This is a genomic window from Kitasatospora purpeofusca (assembly GCF_034043715.1).
Lineage (GTDB): Bacteria > Actinomycetota > Actinomycetes > Streptomycetales > Streptomycetaceae > Kitasatospora > Kitasatospora purpeofusca_A.
This window is the reverse complement of sequence record NZ_JAXCLC010000094.1, coordinates 1-15,267: the sequence shown is the minus strand read 5'-3', so window position 1 is coordinate 15,267 and position 15,267 is coordinate 1. Positions and strand designations below refer to the sequence as shown.

The following is a 15,267-nucleotide window of genomic DNA, read 5'->3' as shown; positions in this document are numbered from 1 at the left end:
GGCTGGCCGGGGAGGTTTGGGCCTAGCCTGCCCGCCATGTCCCAGAACACGAACACCCCCGGTTTCCCCGGGCAGCCGACCGCGCCGGTCGGCGACTCCGCCAAGGTCCAGCGCCAGGTGCAGCAGAAGGCGGGCGTCGGACCGGTCTCCGGTGGCGGCGGCACCCTGTTCTCCGAGCCCGTCCTGGTGGTGAACCAGAAGGCCAAGCTCATCGAGCTGACCAACGAGTACGCCGTCTTCGACCAGCAGGGCGCCACGCTGGGCTCGGTGGTCCAGGTCGGTCAGGGCGCTCTGCGCAAGGCGATACGACTGCTCACCTCCCTCGACCAGTACCTCACCCACAAGCTGGAGATCCGCGACGCGCACGGCACTCCGGTGCTGATGCTGACCCGCCCGGCGAAGTTCATCAAGTCGCGGGTGATCGTGCAGCGTCCGGACGGCCGGGAGGTCGGCCAGATCGTTCAGCAGAACGCCATCGGGAAGATCAACTTCGCGCTGGAGGTCGGCGGGCAGAAGGTCGGCGCCGTCAAGGCCGAGAACTGGCGGGCCTGGAACTTCTCCATCGTCGACGAGACGGACACCGAGATCGCCCGGATCACCAAGACCTGGGAAGGCCTGGCGAAGACGATGTTCACCACGGCCGACAACTACGTGCTCCAGATCCACCGTCCGCTCGCCGACCCGCTGCTCAGCCTCGTCGTCGCGACCGCGCTGACCGTGGACACCGCGCTGAAGCAGGACGCCCGCGGCCTCGGCTAGCCGTCACCGCGACCCGTCGTCGTTCGTGCCCCGCCCCTCCGTCCGGGGGCGGGCCACGAACAACGAACACGGCGGACTCAGTTGGGTCGGCGGCGGGTGAACTCCGCGAGCTGGGCGCGCCGCACGGCGTCGAACTTGAGGTCCTCCCGGCCGGGGTCGGGGAGAACGGCATTGGGCCAGACCAGCGCCGGCTCGTAGCCGAAGTCGGCGAGCCGGTCGAGGCGTTCGGTGAGGACGGCGTCCGGTGCCTGGGTCTTGCGGGACTGCTGGAGAACCGGCCGGGGGTTCTGGGTGCGGCGCATCGGCCCGATCTGTTCGAGTCGCTGTAGCTCTCCAGCGAGTCCGTCACGATGGAGGTGAACTCCCGTGAGGTGACCGACCATTCCTTGTGGGTGACGGCCGTCTCCTCCAGCGGGTCCGGCGGGACGGTGGCGATCAGCTCACCGCGCTGGATTCCGGCCGGCGCCATCTCCAGGCGCTCCGGGTTGAGCATGCTCAGCCGGCTGGAGCGGGTGTTGAACACCAGGTTCTGGACGGCGACGACGGCACGGTCGGCGGCTGCGTCCCCGGCCCGCGCGCCGTCCCCGCCGCGCATGTCGCCCCCGGTGCGGCGCAGTTGTGCGACCGCGAGGCCGAACGCGACGAGTTCGCCCACCGACACCCCGGTGAACGGCGCCGGCCCCCGGGGGTTCCGCCACGCCCTCCTCGTAGCCGGCGAGAAGCCGGGCGAGCGGTGCTCCGGCCGGCGGCCCGGCGGCCCGCGCGGCAGCCTCCACCTCACCCGGGCGCAGCGCCAGTTGATGGGCGAAGCTGTGCCTGAGCAACGCCTGGCCGCTGGACGGCGGCGTGATGTCCAGAGCCACCGGGGTGGCCTTGGGAATGTGCCGCGAGGCCGGAGCCAGCACGGGCGAAGGGTCCGCGGGGGGAGTGGCGGGGTTCGGAACACCGGATGCCGCTGCCGGAGCGGCGGACGGCGGCGGGCCGATGGCGGGCTCGGAGGCGTGATCGGACATGGTCGTCCTCGTCGTCCTCCCGGACGAGCGACGCGTCGATCTGGCGAGCAGTCAGGAGCCGGGCGCCCCAAGCCTAGGAATCCCGTCCGTACGATGGCCAGGCCCCGGCGTCCACTGTCACCTCATCGAGTGATACCACCACGGCGCGTCGCCCGTCGCAGCCCCGGCCCGCCGATCGGGCCTGCCGTGCGCGGTCGGCGGGTAGGGGACTGATGCGCGGTCGGCGGGTGCTCAGGCCGGGGTCAGGGAGGATTCGTCGAGGCCGTCGAGGATGAAGCCGTTGTCGAAGCGGACCCGGTAGCCGGTGCCGGTGCCGGTGCCGGGGGCTGTGGCGGCGATGACGCGTTGCCGGAGGCCGTCGACCAGGCCGGCCGCGAAGCTGTCCAGGCGGGCGCCGCGGAGCTGTTCCTCGAAGCTCGCGCGGAGGGCTTCGGCGGCGCTGCCGGAGTCCTGGGCCGCGCCGGTGACGGTGCCGGTCAGGCCGGTGGCGAGGGAGAGGGCGCCGGGGGAGCCGGGTCCGGCGGCCCTGCCGTCGGCGGTGACCGCTACGTCCCTGGTCAGCTTCACCTTGGCGCCGATCTCGTACGGCATGGTGACCCCCCTTGTTCGATCGCTGTGCTGTCCGGGCAAGCGTAGTCGGGGTGTCGTGGGGGGAAAGGGTGTTCGGCTTCGTTCGGTGTGCGCGGGAGTCGGTGCGGGCCGCGGGTGCGGTCGAAGTGGGCGGGTGACCGTCGGCGCGGGAACACGCCGTGGGGCCGCTCCACCCGCTATCCAGGGTTCATGCCGCTCTCTTGCCCCAGCAGTACCGGAGGACTCCCCGGACGGCGCTCCGCGCCGGGCGGCGGTGCGGCATGCCGGTGAGGCGGCCCGGCCCGCGGCGCCCCGGCCCCCGTGGTCCGGGGCCCACCCCGGCCGGTGCGGGCCCCGTGCTGCGCCGGCTCTCCGACTACGCCTGGCGGCTGCTCGCCGTCGCGGTGGCCGCATACCTGGTGCTGACGCTGCTGGGGCGGTTCCACCTGATCACGCTGGCCGCCTTCCTCGCGATGGTGATCACCTCGGTGGTCCGGCCGCTGGTCGATCTGGCCGACCGGGTCGTCCCCCGCCCGTTCGCCGTGCTGATCGGCCTGGCCGTCGCGGTCCTGGTGCCGGCCGGCCTGCTCGCGCTGATCGGCGAGACCGTGGCGAACGACGTGGACCGTCTGAGCCAGGAGTTCCAGGGCGGTCTGGACCGCTTGGAGACGGTGCTGGAGGGCGCACCGCTGCACCTCGCGCCCTCGACCTTCGGCGACCTCCAGCAGAAGGTCGCCGACTTCCTCTCCGCACACCGCTCGACGCTGATCAGCACCGTCCTCAGCGGCGCCGGGCGGCTGGCCGAGGTGGGCACCGGGGCCGCGCTCGCGGTCTTCATGGCCGTGTTCTTCCTGCACTCCGGGGACCGGATGTGGGAGTGGACCGTCTCCCAGTTCCCGGCCGCCGCCGGGGAGCACCTCGGACGGGGCGGCCGGGTGGCCTGGCGGACCTTCGCCGGCTACACCCGGGGCATCTTCGTCGTCGCCGCGACCAACGCGGTGCTGGTCGGCATCGCCCTCTACTTCCTGGGCGTACCGCTGGCCCTGCCGTTGACCGTGCTGGAGTTCCTCGCGTCCTTCGTCCCGTTGGTCGGCTCGCCGGTCGCGATGCTGGTCGCCTCCGTGGTGGCGCTGGCGACCCGGGGGCCGGTGATCGCGGTCGTCGTGCTGCTGCTGATCGTGGTGATCGGCCAGATCGAAGGACACCTGGTCCACCCGCTGGTGATGAGCAGGGCGGTCAACCTGCACCCGGTCGCGGTCGCCGTCTCGGTGCTGGCGGGCAGCATCGCGGCGGGGGTCATCGGCGCCGTGGTCGCAGTGCCCCTGGTCTCGGTGCTCTGGGCGGTCTACGCCGACCGGCGCGGTCCGGCGCCGGGGGCGAAGGCGGCGGAGGGGACGGCGACCGCCGCGCCGTCCGGACCTCCGACGGTTCCGGGCCGGTGACGCGGCGTCCGGTCCGGAGCCGCCGGAGGTCCGGTCCGGTGGGGCGGTGCCGGTGACCGGTGCCGGTTTCAGCGGGCGCTGCCGAGGTTCCGGTCGGCGTCCTCGCCCTCGAGCATGAGGGTGGTCTCCTCGATGCGGCGGAAGCGGCCGTCAGGGGCGAACTCGGCGAAGACGTAGACCTCCATCCGGACGGTGGAGCCGTCGGTCCTGACGACCTCCACGGTGTGCCGGTCGGCGTAGCGGTCGCCGTCGGCGAGCTCGTCGTGCACCGCGACCGATCCGCCGGCGACGACCGTGCGCAGGTGGGCGATGTGGGCGAGGAACTCGGTGCGGTCCGCCCAGCTGCCGTCGGTGCGCTGGCGGTAGTCGGGGGCGAAGTGCCGGTCGGCGGCCTCGTCGAGGTCGAGGCCCGGCGTCAGGAGCAGGTCGGTGAGGGCGGCGCGGATGTCGGTGCGGTTCATGGGTTCCTCCCCGGGGTGGCGGGTGCCCCTGCGGCATTCGCCGCGGCACGGAAATGCGTGCCTTGGGCACGCTTATGACCGTACCAGGGAAGCGTGCCTCGCGCACGCTAATCTGAGAGGGTGACCGATTCGACAGGACAGGACATCGCCGAGGCCCTCGGGCTGCTCCTCCGGCGCAGCACCCGCGCCGACCTCCACGCCCGGCTGACCGAAGGTCTGGGCGAGGGCGTCGACGCCCTCACCTACCCGCTCCTCAGCGGCCTCGCCCGCACCGGCCCCCTCAGCGCCGCCGACCTCGGCCGAGAGGTCGGGCTCGACCGCACCACCGTCACCCGCCGCGCCGACCGCCTGGAACGGACCGGCCTGCTCGAACGCCGCCCCGACCCGGCCGACGGCCGCGCGACACTGCTCGCGCTCACCGGGGACGGTCACGACACCGTCGCCGTGACCCGCCGCCGACTGGCCGCCGACATCGAGACCTCCCTCGCCGGCTGGCCGCCCGCGGAGGCCCGGACCTTCGCCCGCCTCCTGCGCCGCTTCCTCGACGAGGGGCCGTTCGCCCCCGACCGCGACCGACCCCCGGCACCGGCCCCCCGATAGCCTCGCCGCCGGGATCGACCGACGCGACGGGGCGTCATGACCGGGGGGCGGGACAGTGGGCGGGGACGGGACAGCACGCGAGCACGGGACAGCACGCGAGCACGGGACAGCGCGCGAGCACGGCGGGCGGCCGACCGAGGAGCCGAGCCGGTCCGTGAGCCGGAGGCGGCGCCGCCGGTGGCCGTGCTCCCGGCTCGGCGCCGCCGGTCGCGCGGCGGGCGCCGGTCCGTCGCGCTCGGACTGCTCGTGCTTGCCGCGCTGCTGGTCGCGCTGACGTACGCGGGCATGCGCGCCGCCCGGTACGGAGGGCTGGTGGTGGTCATCGAGGTCTTCGACCACCCGCTGCCTCTCGGTGCCCTGGTCGGGCTGCTGCTCGCCCTCGCGATCCTGATCGGGATCCGCTCCGTGCCGACCAGGGCACTGCTGATGACCCTGCTCCTCGGTGGCGCGCTGCTGATCTCACCCATCGCGCTGCTGCTCTTCGACGACATGCCGGAGAAGACCGCGGACCGGCCGGCGCCGGGCCGGCCGGACCGCAGCCTGGTGATCCATGAGGGCGCCGCGATGATCGACCCGCTGTGGTGGGTCTCCGTGGACGAGGGCTCCGGGCTGACCGCGCGGCGGTGGCCGGTCGGCTTCTTCAACGGTGACGCCACCGACAACGCGCTGGCCTCGGCGCAGTGGGACGGCCCGGACCGGCTCCGGCTCGCGACCTGGGGCGGTGAGGTGTTCGTGGTCGCGCTCGACCCGGGGACCGGCCGGCCGGAGCGCCAGGTGCGGGCGGGCTGACTCCCGCACCCGCGGGTGGGGCCCGTCGTCCGTGAGGCTCCCGCGGTCCGGGGGCCGGGCGCTACGCCGCGAGGCTCCGCGCCGCGTCGCGGATGACGTCGAGCACGAAGTCCGGGTGCGACAGCATGGGCACGTGGCTGCTGTCGACGGCGTAGGTCTTCGCGCCCATGCGTTCCGCCGCCGCCCGCTCCAGGTCGGGGTTCACCGTGCGGTCGTTGTTCGCGACGATGTACCAACTCGGCTTCGTGCGCCAGGCGGTGCCGGGGACCTGCTGGCTGAACAGGTCCGGGACGGGCACGGCGCCCGTCGCGAGGACGAGCTTCTGCTCCTCCTCCGGCAGATCGCCGCAGAAGTCGCCGAGGCCCGCCTCGGTGAGCCAGATGCGGCCGCCGGAGATGTCGAGGCGCTCGAAGACGGGGGTTCCGGCGAACTTGTCCTGCTGGTCCTGCGAGGTCTCGTCCTCGTCGGGGGCGAGCGCCGCGATGTAGACCAGCGCGCCCACGCGGTCGTGGACGCCGGCCTTGGTGATCAGGGTGCCGCCGTAGGAGTGCCCGACGAGCACCACCGGGCCGGGCACGTGGTCGATGGAGCGGGTGACGCACGCGACGTCGCCCTCCAGCGAGTCGAGGCCGTGCTGCGAACTCGCCACCGTGTGGCCCTCGGCCTGGAGTGTGGGGACGAGCTTGTTGAAGCACGAGCCGTCGGCCCACAGTCCGTGGGCGAAGACGATGCTGGCCTTGGTCGTCATGAGGTCCTCCTGCGTCGATGTCGAGCCATGACGGAAACCGCCGGGGCCGGAGCCCACTCCAGCCTCGGGCGTGCCCCGGACTTCCGCGCCCCGGCCGGGGCCGGTCGGGGCCAGTCGGGGCCGACCGGACCGGGCGGCCGGTGCGACGGGCGCGCGGTGCGTCCGAACGGGTGGCCCTGCCCCGGCACCGCCCCGGCACAGCGGCTACCGTGGCCGCACCCGCACCGCTGCACCCGCACCCGCACCGCCGCACCGCACAGCACCCCAGGAGGCCCCCGCATGGCGATCCGGCGCATGGACAACGTCCTCATCGTCGTCGAGGACCTCGACGCCGTCGTCGCGTTCTTCGTCGAACTCGGGATGGAACTGGAAGGATCGGGGCCGCTGGACTGGCCCGGGGCGGAGCGTGTCATCGGACTCCACGACGTCCGCCAGGACATCGCGATGCTGCGGGTCCCGGACGGCCCCGGCCGGGTGGAACTGGCCAGGTTCCACCGGCCCAAGGCGATCGCCCCCGAACCGAAGGACGCCCCGGCGAACACGCTCGGCCTGCGCCGCGTCATGTTCGCCGTCGACGACATCGAGGACGTCGTCGCCCGGCTGCGCACCCGGGGCGGCGAACTCGTCGGCGAGATCGTGCAGTACGAGAACGTCTACCGGCTCTGCTACGTCCGCGGCCCCGAGGGCATCGTCGTCGGCCTCGCCGAGGAACTCGGCTGACGTCCACGAGGCGCTGCACCCAAGGCAGTTGGGTTCGTCGTCCGGCCGACGGCAATGCGCGGTGCGGCGGGGCGGTGGTGGGCTACGCCGGCGGTTCTCCTGGAGTGGCAGGCGGTGGGAACGGCGTGTCGTGGTGTTCGGCACGGCGCGGCCGTGCGCCGGCGTGGGTGGCTGTGGCCGGAGCGGTGCTCCTCGCCCTGGCCGGATGCTCGCTCCCGAGCGCTGGAAGCCCGGCCTCGGACCGTTCGGGCCCGGATCTGCCGGCGCCGCCCCCGACGAGCGCGGCGGTGCCGTCCACCTCCGCCCCGGCGGTGCGGGGTCCGGAGGACCGGCCCACCGAGCCGACGGCCGCCGCCGCTGCTCCGGAGGTCACGAGCCAGGTGATCGGGCCCGGATACACCGGCCGGGCCTACCTGAGCCGCCTCGCCGCCACCTGGGGCATCCCTCCGAAGGACCGGGAGCGGATCGACTTCCCCGGCCGGCCGCCAGGCTGGCACTCCTCCGGCGTCGTGCGGCACGGGGACACCGCGCTGTGGATCGCCGCGGTCTGGGACTTCGACGGCGAGCTGATGTCCCTGACCTGCCAGGCCACCGTCAGCGCCGCGAAGCAGGCCGCCTTCCTCCGGGACTGCGCCGGCCTGGACCACCCGGCAGCCCGGCCGGCGGCCGCCAAGGACTGGCTTGACGGCATGAAACCGCGGGTCGACGCGGCCTTCACGGCCGGCGGTGGGACTCCGACCGACAGCCCGCTCCTCCGGTCCGGCTCGGTGGCGTTCGTGCTCCAGAAGCTGTCCGACCCGTCGTCGGGCGGCGATGCCTATGTGCTGCGGTCCTTCGGCACCGGTCCGAGCTGACCGCAACGGGTCGGAACGGGTCGGAACGGGCCGGAACGCGTCGGACCGGGGTCAGCGGGTCGGACCGGGTCAGGGCGTCGGGGTCGGGTCGGAGATGCGGGTCAGGGCGTCGCGGAGGGCGGCGCGGGTGGTGATGCCCAGTTTGGGGAAGGCGCGGTAGAGGTGGGCGCCTACGGTGCGGGGGGAGAGGCGCATCTGTTCGCCGATCTCCTTGTTGGTCAGGCCGCCGGCGGCGAGTTCGGCGACGCGGCGTTCCTGCCAGGTCAGCGGTAGCGGGGCAGGGGCGGGGGCGCGGGGTGCGACACCGGCGGCCCGGAGTTCGGCGTGGGCGCGCGCGGCCCAGGCGGGGGCGCCGAGGCGGTCGAAGGCCCTGGCGGCCTGGGTGAGGGGGAGGCGGGCGGCCGCGGCGCCGTGGAGGCGGCGGATGCCGATGCCGTGGGCGAGCCGGATCCGGGCCAGTTCGAACGGGAAGCGCTCGGCGGCCGGGTGGGTCTGGGCGCGGGCGTAGTGGGCCGCGGCCTTGGTGTCGTCCTCGGCCGTCATCGCCAGGGCGCCGTGGGTGATCAGGGCCAGCCGGGGGGAGAGATCGGGCAGGCCGGCGTCCCTCGCGGCCAGCGCGTGGGCCCGGGCCTGTTCGGCGCGGCCGGTGTGCAGGGCCGCCTCGACGAGGTCGAGCAGGGTCCGGGAGGCCTGGTAGGCGTAGGGCCGGAACGCTCCCGGTGCCGTGATGCCGATGGCGTGGAGGAACGCGGTCTCGTAGTCCCCGGCGCCGAGTGCGGCGGTGGCGCCGACGGCGTCGGCGATCTGGGTGAGGAATTCGACGCCGCGCGGCCGGGCCCACGCGTCGACGGCCGCCTGCAGCTCGCGGGCCTCCGCCGTCCGGCCGCGTACGGCGGCGAGTTGGGCGAGGTAGGCCCGGGTCTGGTGGGCGAAGAGGCCGTGGCCGCGTTCGGTGGCCAGGGCGAGGGCGCGGTGTCCGGTGCGTTCGGCGGCGTCCCACTGGCCGAGCGCCAGCTGGTCGAGCAGGACCAGGTGCAGCATGACGATGCCGCTGGACATGGCGCCCGTGTCGAGTTCGCGGTCCACGACGCGTTCCAGGTACGGGCGCAGCGGGCTCAGGACGTCGAGGTGGTAGGCGGACACGGCGAGCCGGGTGACGTCCCACGGGTCCTGGTCCTCCAGGCCGGCCGAGGCCGCCAGCTCCACCCGCCGGGACCATCCTGCGCCGTGCCGGAGGACGTCGCTCCAGGTGCTGCCGTACATCCACGCGCGCTCGGTGGCGAGGTCGCCGAGGGAGGCGAGGACCTCGTGGGTGCGCTGCCAGGTGGCGCCGTTCCCGGCGTACTGGCTGACGGCGAGCAGGAGGCTGACGAGTCGGTCGAGTACCTCGTCGGGGCGGTCGGGACGGTGGCGGTGGTCGAACTGGTCATGCCGGTCATACCGGTCATGACGGCCGGGCCGGTCGGGGGAGTCCCGGAGCCGCTCGACGGCCGCGACGATCCGGCGGTGGGTGGCTCTGACCTCACCCTCCCGGTACAGCGCCAGGTAGGAGTCGGCGAGGACGGCGGCGGGGCTCTCGTCCGTGCCGGGGGCGGCGGCCAGCGCGAGGCTGCGCGCCCGGCCGAGGTGGTCCGCCTGTCCGGCGACGTACGCCGCCTCCCCGAGCCGCCTGGACCGGTCGACCCGGGTCTCGCTCAGTTCGGCGGCGCGGGTCAGCCAGGAGACGGCCATCCGCGCGCCGCCGCGCCGGGTCGCCGACCGGGCGGCGGCCTCCAGGTCGGCGGCGACGCCCTCCTCGGGGTCGACGGTGGCGGCCGCCAGATGGATGGCGCGCCGTTCGGGGTACTCCCGGTGCAGCTGCGCCAGCACCCGGTGGGCGGAGCGGCGTTGGTCCGGCGTGGCGAGCTGGACGACGCTCGACCGCACCAGCGGGTGCCGGAAGGCGGGCTCGCCGGTGGCCGGCTCGACGACCAGCAGGCCGCACGCGACGGCCTCGTCGACCTCGCGCATGCGGTAGCGCGCGACCGGTGCCGGGCCGTCGCCCGGCCGGGCCGCCGCTCCGTCGAGGGCGCCGCGGAGCAGTTCCGCCCGGACGGTGTCGCCGAGGCGGGCGAGGCGGGCGGCGTAGACCTCCTGGATCCGCCTCGGGAGCGGTACGCCGTGCAGGCCGAGAAGGTCCTGGGCGGCCCGGTCGCCGGGTCCGCCGACGAGGTGGGCGGGCAGCTCCAGCAGGGCGAGCGGGTTGCCGCCGGCCTGTTCCAGGACCAGCCCGCGGACCTGCCGCCCGAGCTCCGGGTGGTGCAGGTCCAGCAGACGGGTGGCGTCCGCGTCGGCGAGCGCGCCGACCGGCGCCTCCGGCAGCGCCGCGGTGTCGAACCGCGAGGCGGTGTCGGCTCGGACGGCCACCAGGAGCTTGACCCCGGGGCGGCCGGCCAGCCGGCGGCCGACGAATCCGCACACCTCGGCGCTGGCCTCGTCCAGCCACTGGCCGTCGTCGAGGACGAGCAGCAGCGGGCGGCCCTCCGACGCCGTCCAGGACAGCAGGTCGAGTACGGCGATGCCGAGTGCCATGACCGGCGGTGGCGGACCGTCGGGCCGCCCGAAGACCGCGTCGAAGGCGGCACGGGCGGTGGCGTTCAGCCCAGGGGCGCCGGGCCGGTGCTGGTCGGGTCGGTGCTGGTCGGGCCGGTGCTGGTCGGGCCGGCCTGAACGGTCGGTGTGGCTGGAGGGGTCGGTGTGGCCGGAGGGACCGTCGGGTCGGCCGGCGTCCGGGAGCAGCGGGTAGAGGAGCTGGTGCAGCCCGGCGTGCGGCAGCCCGCTCTCCGCCTCGACCCCGGTGGCGCGGACGACCAGTTGCCCGTCCTCGGCCGCGAGCCGCGCCGCGAGGTCGAGCAGGGTGCTCTTGCCGACGCCCGCCTCGCCCCTGAGGACCAGGGCCTGCCCGTCGGGGGCCCGGACGAACGCGGACAGCCGCGTCCGCTCGCCGTCCCGACCGACCATCACCGTGCCCGGTTCCACGCCCGGTTCCCTCCCCTGCCCCGAAGGCGCGCGACCGCGGCCGTATTCGACTGGACGGTCGGTTGATTACATTGTGGCCCTGGTGAACCTGTCAAGTAAACGGTTAGTTAGGAGCAGGGGTGCATGGAGCGCGACGCCGAAGCCACCAAGCGGAGACTCATCGCGGCCGGCCGGGCCGAGTTCGCCGCGCACGGCCTGAACGGCGCGCGCGTCGACCGCATCGCCGCCGCCGCGCGGAGCAACAAGGCGCAGATCTACCACTACTTCGGGAACAAGGCCGGTCTCTTCGACGCGGTATGGAACGAGCTGGTCGAGCAGATCGTGGTGAGCGTGCCGCTCGACGTGGACGACCTGCCCGGGTTCGCGGCCGGCCTGGGCGACCTCTACGCCGAGTACCCGGACCTGCCCCGGATCATCACCTGGCAGCGGCTGGAGCACGGCGACGCCCTCAACGAGCTCGCGGTCGCCGAGGTGCGCGGGCGCAGCGCCGACATCGCCCGGGGGCAGGCGGACGGCCGGGTCTCGACCCGGTTCGAGCCCCAGGTCCTGTTCGCCCTGCTCGTCCATGTCGCGATGCTGTGGGCGGCCGCGAACCCGGAGGTGCTGACGGTCGTGGACACCGCCGACCGGGCGCGGAGCCGCGAGCTGATCCGCCGGATCGCCACCGTCCTGGCGGAGTGAGCCCCCGGCGGTACCCGGCCGGGGCCCCGGGGCTCAGCACTGCCAGAGGAACGCCGCGTCGGCGCAGGGGGAGCAGGTGAAGGCGTAGGCCCGGCCGCTGCCGAAGTTCATGGCCGTGAGGTGATCGGGCCCCTCCTGGAGCTGGACGGCGAGCCGCATCGGCTCCGCGCAGGTCGCGCAGTTCGGTGTCTGGTCGTACTGGAGCCAGGCCGGTGTGCCGTTGAGCTGCCCGAGGACGTGGTTCCGGGGGCGGCCGGTCCGTGCCGCCCAGGCGGCGCGGGCGCTGTCGAAGTTCTGGGCTTCCGGGAGGAGTTGGGGCTCGGCGGCGCGGGTGGCGCCGAGGAGCAGGACGTCGTCCTCGTCGGACTCGTCGGACTCGTCGTCGGGCTCGCCCTCGTCGGGATCGGACGGCACCGGTAGGGGGATCGGCGCCAGCCCTTGGGCCGGGAGGATCAGCGCGAGGTTGGCACCCGAGCGGGCCTCCCAGTCCTGACAGACACCCGGACGGTTCTGGCAGGCGAACAGCGCCAGCAGCCGGTCCTGCTGCCCCGGACCTCCGGTGACGGCGGCGCCCGACCCGTCCAGCACGAACTGCGCGAGGAACTGCAGCGGGCCGCCGCAGTCGGCACAGGACGGCCAGGCGGTGCCGGGCGGGGCGAGCGGCACGCCGCCGATGCGGGTGACCGTCGCATCGGCCGTGACCGGGCCGCCCTCGGTGATCAGGGTCGTCATACGGCCCGACTGTAGGACACCGCACCGACAGCGCCGGGGCCGCCGACGGCCCCGTCCGACCGCAGCTCAGGCACCGGGGGCTTGGCAGGTGGCCGGAGGAGTCTTGTATCGTTCCTCGCGAATCATCCAGAGGGGTGGAGGGACCGGCCCTACGAAGCCCCGGCAGCTCCCCGTCCGACCCGGCGTCCGAAGTACGCGCCGTGCCGTCCGGGATCAGTGCCAACTCCGGCCTGTCGCCAATGTGGCGCGGGAAAGATGAGGAGACACGGTGCTCTCTGTGCTGTCCTTCCCCCGGGCGCTTCCCGTCCCGGACCTTTCGCGTACCCGTCTCGTGCCCGGCGCAGGCACTCGGCCCACTTCTGCGGCTCGCCCTCGCTGACCACCCCCTGGCTCCCCACCCAGGGGGCCTCCGTGAGCGCGCCCCGGGGTGGCTCACGGGATCTGAGACGGAGACATCCATGGAGAACACGAGCGGCGTCGGCGTGCTCGACAAGGTCACCTCGATCCTCGCCACGCTGGAGGCCGGTCCGGCCACCCTGGCCGGACTCGTCGCCGTGACCGGCCTGGCCCGGCCGACGGCGCACCGGCTCGCGGTCGCACTCGAACAGCACCGGCTGGTCGCCCGGGACGTGGAGGGCCGGTTCATCCTCGGCCCCCGGCTCGGCGAGCTCTCGGCCGCCGCCGGGGAGGACCGGCTGCTGGCCGCCGCCGGCCCCGTCCTCGCCCGGCTGCGCGACGTCAGCGGGGAGAGCGCCCAGCTCTACCGCCGGCAGGGCGGCGTCCGGATCTGCGTGGCCGCCGCCGAGCGCCTGTCCGGCCTGCGCGACACCGTCCCGGTGGGGGTCGCCCTTCCGATGAAGGTCGGCGCCGCCGCCCAGGTCCTGCTGGCCTGGGAGGAGCCCGAGCGGCTCCACCGGGGCCTCCAGGGAGCCCGCTTCACGGCGACGGCGCTGAGCGGGGTCCGGCGCCGCGGCTGGGCCCAGTCGATCGGCGAACGCGAACTCGGGGTCGCGTCGGTCTCCGCGCCGGTCCGGGGCCCGGCCAACCGGGTGGTGGCCGCCGTCACGGTCTCCGGTCCGATCGAACGGCTCACCCGCCACCCCGGCGCCCTTCTCTCGCAGACGGTCGTCGAGGCGGCCGACCGCCTCACCGAGGCCCTCCGCCCCACCTGACGGGCCGTGGTCGCGGGGGTGGCCGCCCTCGCCGCCCCGGCCGCGGGGGTGTCCGCCCCGCCGGCCGAGGTGGGTCAGCCCAGGCTGTCGAGGTCGATGCTGTCCGCCATCACGCGGTATCCGAGCGGTCCGGGGTGGAGGTGGTCGCCGGCGTGGTAGCCGTCCGGGATCGCGCCGGTGCCCTCGGGGTCGATGGCGTGGTCGAAGTCGGCCACCGCGTCGTACGCGCCGGAGGTGCGGATCCACTCGTTCAGATCGCGGCGCAGCCCGTCGGTCCGCGCGGTCCAGAACGGTGCGCCGCCGAAGGGCATCAGGGTCGCGCCGACGGCCTTGACGCCATGGGCGTGGGCGGCCCGGATCAGGGCGCGATGGGCGTCGATCAGCCGCTGGAGGGTCACCGGCGGGTCGTCGCGGTCCACGCCGCAGATCTGGTCGCCGCTGCGGAGGATGTCGTTCACGCCGTGGGAGACGATCACGGTGCCGACGTTCGGCCGGTCGAGCACATCGCGTCGGAAGCGGCTCAGGGCGCTGTCCCCGGCGCAGGCGGAATCGGCGAGCATCTTGTTCGAGCCGATGCCGGCGTTGAGCACCGGGCGGGGCCGACCGGCGTCGACGAGCCGCTCGGCGAGGAGGTCGGGGTAGCGGTCGTCGCCGTCGACGGTGGCGCCGAACCCGTCGGTGGTGGACTCGCCGAACGCCACCACCGCCCTGCCCACGGGCCGCCCACCGGTGACCTCGACCCCGCCCAGGTAGTACCAGGAGCCGTACCCGGGGCGGACGGCATCGGTGAACGCCGCCGCGCCGGTGTCACCGCGGTGGTCGCCGTCGGCCCGGTAGGTGGTGGTCATGGACAGCTGGTGATAGGTGGCCGGGCCGGTCGGGCCGTCGAACCAGAGGGTCAGCGCCACCCGGTCGCGGGCCGCCACCGGCAGCGGCACCGGATCGCTGAGGACCTCTCCGCCCACGGGGACGACGACGGAGTCCCGCTGCCCGAAACGCAACGGCAGTACCGTCCCCGGGACGACGGCCGCCCCGTCGGCGGCCCGGCCGGCACTGGCCCCGCTCAGCCGCAGCGGCGTCGTCCCGTAGAGATTGGACAGCCGGAACCGGACGGCCTCGCCCCCCGTGCCGAGCCGCACCACCTGCCGCACCGACTGGTGGTCGAAGCCCTGCACGGCCCAGGTCCGGAACCACGGCGCCGCGGAGGGCCGCATCATCGGCGCGGACCACGCGGCCGACCAGCCCTGCGGGTGAGCCGAGGGCGCGCCCCCGGTGGCGGTGGTGGAGGCGGAAGCGGGGACGGAGGTGGCGGTGACGGACAGGGCGGCGGTCAGCGCCGCGACGGATGCGGCGCGGGCGAACGGGTTCATGGAGCGCTCCTCGGGAAGGCCGGTCGGTTCTGCACCCCTGACGCGGGCCGGTGCGGGAATGTGACAGCGGACCGGCCTGGCCGGCCGGGCGCGATTTGTTCTGGGCGCGCGGGCGGAGTACTGTCGCCCAGTCGCCTGGCAGGGAGCACCGGACACGCAAGAGCGCGGACGGTCCCGAGGCGGCCAATCCTCTGGAAATAACATCGTCACCCGGCTTCGGGTTTGTTTGTCGTGTCCATTTGTGGGGGTTGCGGCCGGATTCGCTTTTCGGAGCGGGGGTCGGCTAGAGTTTGAAACGTCGGACGGGGCCTCAAGCCGCAGAAGACGCCAGCGAGTTG

Annotated in this window: 15 protein-coding genes and 1 riboswitch; of the genes, 8 read left to right on the top strand and 7 right to left on the bottom strand. The window is 74.4% G+C overall.

Going from position 1 to position 15,267, the window contains the following annotated elements:
• The first annotated feature begins 36 nt into the window (after positions 1-36).
• Positions 37-759 (top strand): LURP-one-related/scramblase family protein, encoded by a 723-nt coding sequence (locus SM793_RS32895; protein ID WP_320441994.1) that lies wholly within the window; start codon positions 37-39, stop codon positions 757-759.
• A 77-nt stretch (positions 760-836) separates the two neighbouring features.
• Here SM793_RS32895 and SM793_RS32890 read toward each other — a convergent pair whose 3' ends face one another.
• Positions 837-1,061 carry a hypothetical protein gene (locus SM793_RS32890; RefSeq protein ID WP_320441993.1) on the bottom strand — a complete coding sequence of 75 codons (225 nt, stop codon included), beginning with the start codon at positions 1,059-1,061 and terminating at the stop codon, positions 837-839.
• Between the two features lie 942 nt (positions 1,062-2,003).
• Positions 2,004-2,363 (bottom strand): hypothetical protein, encoded by a 360-nt coding sequence (locus SM793_RS32885; RefSeq protein ID WP_320441992.1) that lies wholly within the window; start codon positions 2,361-2,363, stop codon positions 2,004-2,006.
• 335 nt (positions 2,364-2,698) lie between these two features.
• On the opposite strand from SM793_RS32885, the gene SM793_RS32880 reads away from it, so the two are divergent.
• Positions 2,699-3,784 (top strand): AI-2E family transporter, encoded by a 1,086-nt coding sequence (locus tag SM793_RS32880; protein WP_320441991.1) that lies wholly within the window; start codon positions 2,699-2,701, stop codon positions 3,782-3,784.
• A gap of 68 nt (positions 3,785-3,852) precedes the next feature.
• On the opposite strand, the gene SM793_RS32875 is transcribed toward SM793_RS32880, so the two are convergent.
• On the bottom strand, positions 3,853-4,245 hold the full coding sequence (locus SM793_RS32875) for a nuclear transport factor 2 family protein (protein ID WP_320441990.1): 393 nt from the start codon (positions 4,243-4,245) through the stop codon (positions 3,853-3,855).
• Between the two features lie 120 nt (positions 4,246-4,365).
• Between SM793_RS32875 and SM793_RS32870 the strand changes: the two genes are divergently transcribed.
• Together SM793_RS32870 and SM793_RS32865 are read left to right on the top strand one after the other, a co-directional pair.
• On the top strand, positions 4,366-4,845 hold the full coding sequence (locus SM793_RS32870; RefSeq protein WP_320441989.1) for a MarR family winged helix-turn-helix transcriptional regulator: 480 nt from the start codon (positions 4,366-4,368) through the stop codon (positions 4,843-4,845).
• A 177-nt stretch (positions 4,846-5,022) separates the two neighbouring features.
• A complete protein-coding gene (locus tag SM793_RS32865) occupies positions 5,023-5,634 on the top strand; it encodes a hypothetical protein (protein WP_320441988.1) in 612 nt (203 codons plus the stop codon).
• 61 nt (positions 5,635-5,695) lie between these two features.
• Here the strand turns inward: SM793_RS32865 and SM793_RS32860 are convergent, their stop codons facing one another.
• Positions 5,696-6,382: an alpha/beta hydrolase gene (locus SM793_RS32860; protein ID WP_320441987.1), complete on the bottom strand. Its 687-nt coding sequence runs from the start codon at positions 6,380-6,382 to the stop codon at positions 5,696-5,698.
• Between the two features lie 279 nt (positions 6,383-6,661).
• Here SM793_RS32860 and SM793_RS32855 point away from each other — a divergent pair, with 279 nt between their 5' ends.
• Positions 6,662-7,102, top strand: coding sequence for a VOC family protein (locus SM793_RS32855; RefSeq protein WP_320441986.1), 441 nt, complete (start codon positions 6,662-6,664; stop codon positions 7,100-7,102).
• 287 nt (positions 7,103-7,389) lie between these two features.
• On the top strand, positions 7,390-7,956 hold the full coding sequence (locus tag SM793_RS32850; protein WP_320441985.1) for a hypothetical protein: 567 nt from the start codon (positions 7,390-7,392) through the stop codon (positions 7,954-7,956).
• Between the two features lie 69 nt (positions 7,957-8,025).
• Here the strand turns inward: SM793_RS32850 and SM793_RS32845 are convergent, their stop codons facing one another.
• Positions 8,026-10,956, bottom strand: coding sequence for a LuxR family transcriptional regulator (locus SM793_RS32845; RefSeq protein ID WP_320442003.1), 2,931 nt, complete (start codon positions 10,954-10,956; stop codon positions 8,026-8,028).
• 141 nt (positions 10,957-11,097) lie between these two features.
• Between SM793_RS32845 and SM793_RS32840 the strand changes: the two genes are divergently transcribed.
• Positions 11,098-11,655, top strand: coding sequence for a TetR family transcriptional regulator (locus SM793_RS32840; RefSeq protein ID WP_320441984.1), 558 nt, complete (start codon positions 11,098-11,100; stop codon positions 11,653-11,655).
• 33 nt (positions 11,656-11,688) lie between these two features.
• On the opposite strand, the gene SM793_RS32835 is transcribed toward SM793_RS32840, so the two are convergent.
• On the bottom strand, positions 11,689-12,387 hold the full coding sequence (locus SM793_RS32835; protein WP_320441983.1) for a hypothetical protein: 699 nt from the start codon (positions 12,385-12,387) through the stop codon (positions 11,689-11,691).
• 119 nt (positions 12,388-12,506) lie between these two features.
• Positions 12,507-12,649, top strand: a riboswitch (SAM riboswitch).
• Positions 12,650-12,845: 196 nt separating this feature from the next.
• On the opposite strand from SM793_RS32835, the gene SM793_RS32830 reads away from it, so the two are divergent.
• Positions 12,846-13,559, top strand: a complete 714-nt coding sequence (locus SM793_RS32830) for an IclR family transcriptional regulator (protein WP_320441982.1) — start codon at positions 12,846-12,848, stop codon at positions 13,557-13,559.
• A gap of 74 nt (positions 13,560-13,633) precedes the next feature.
• Here SM793_RS32830 and SM793_RS32825 read toward each other — a convergent pair whose 3' ends face one another.
• On the bottom strand, positions 13,634-14,929 hold the full coding sequence (locus tag SM793_RS32825) for an SGNH/GDSL hydrolase family protein (RefSeq protein WP_320441981.1): 1,296 nt from the start codon (positions 14,927-14,929) through the stop codon (positions 13,634-13,636).
• Positions 14,930-15,267 lie beyond the last annotated feature (338 nt).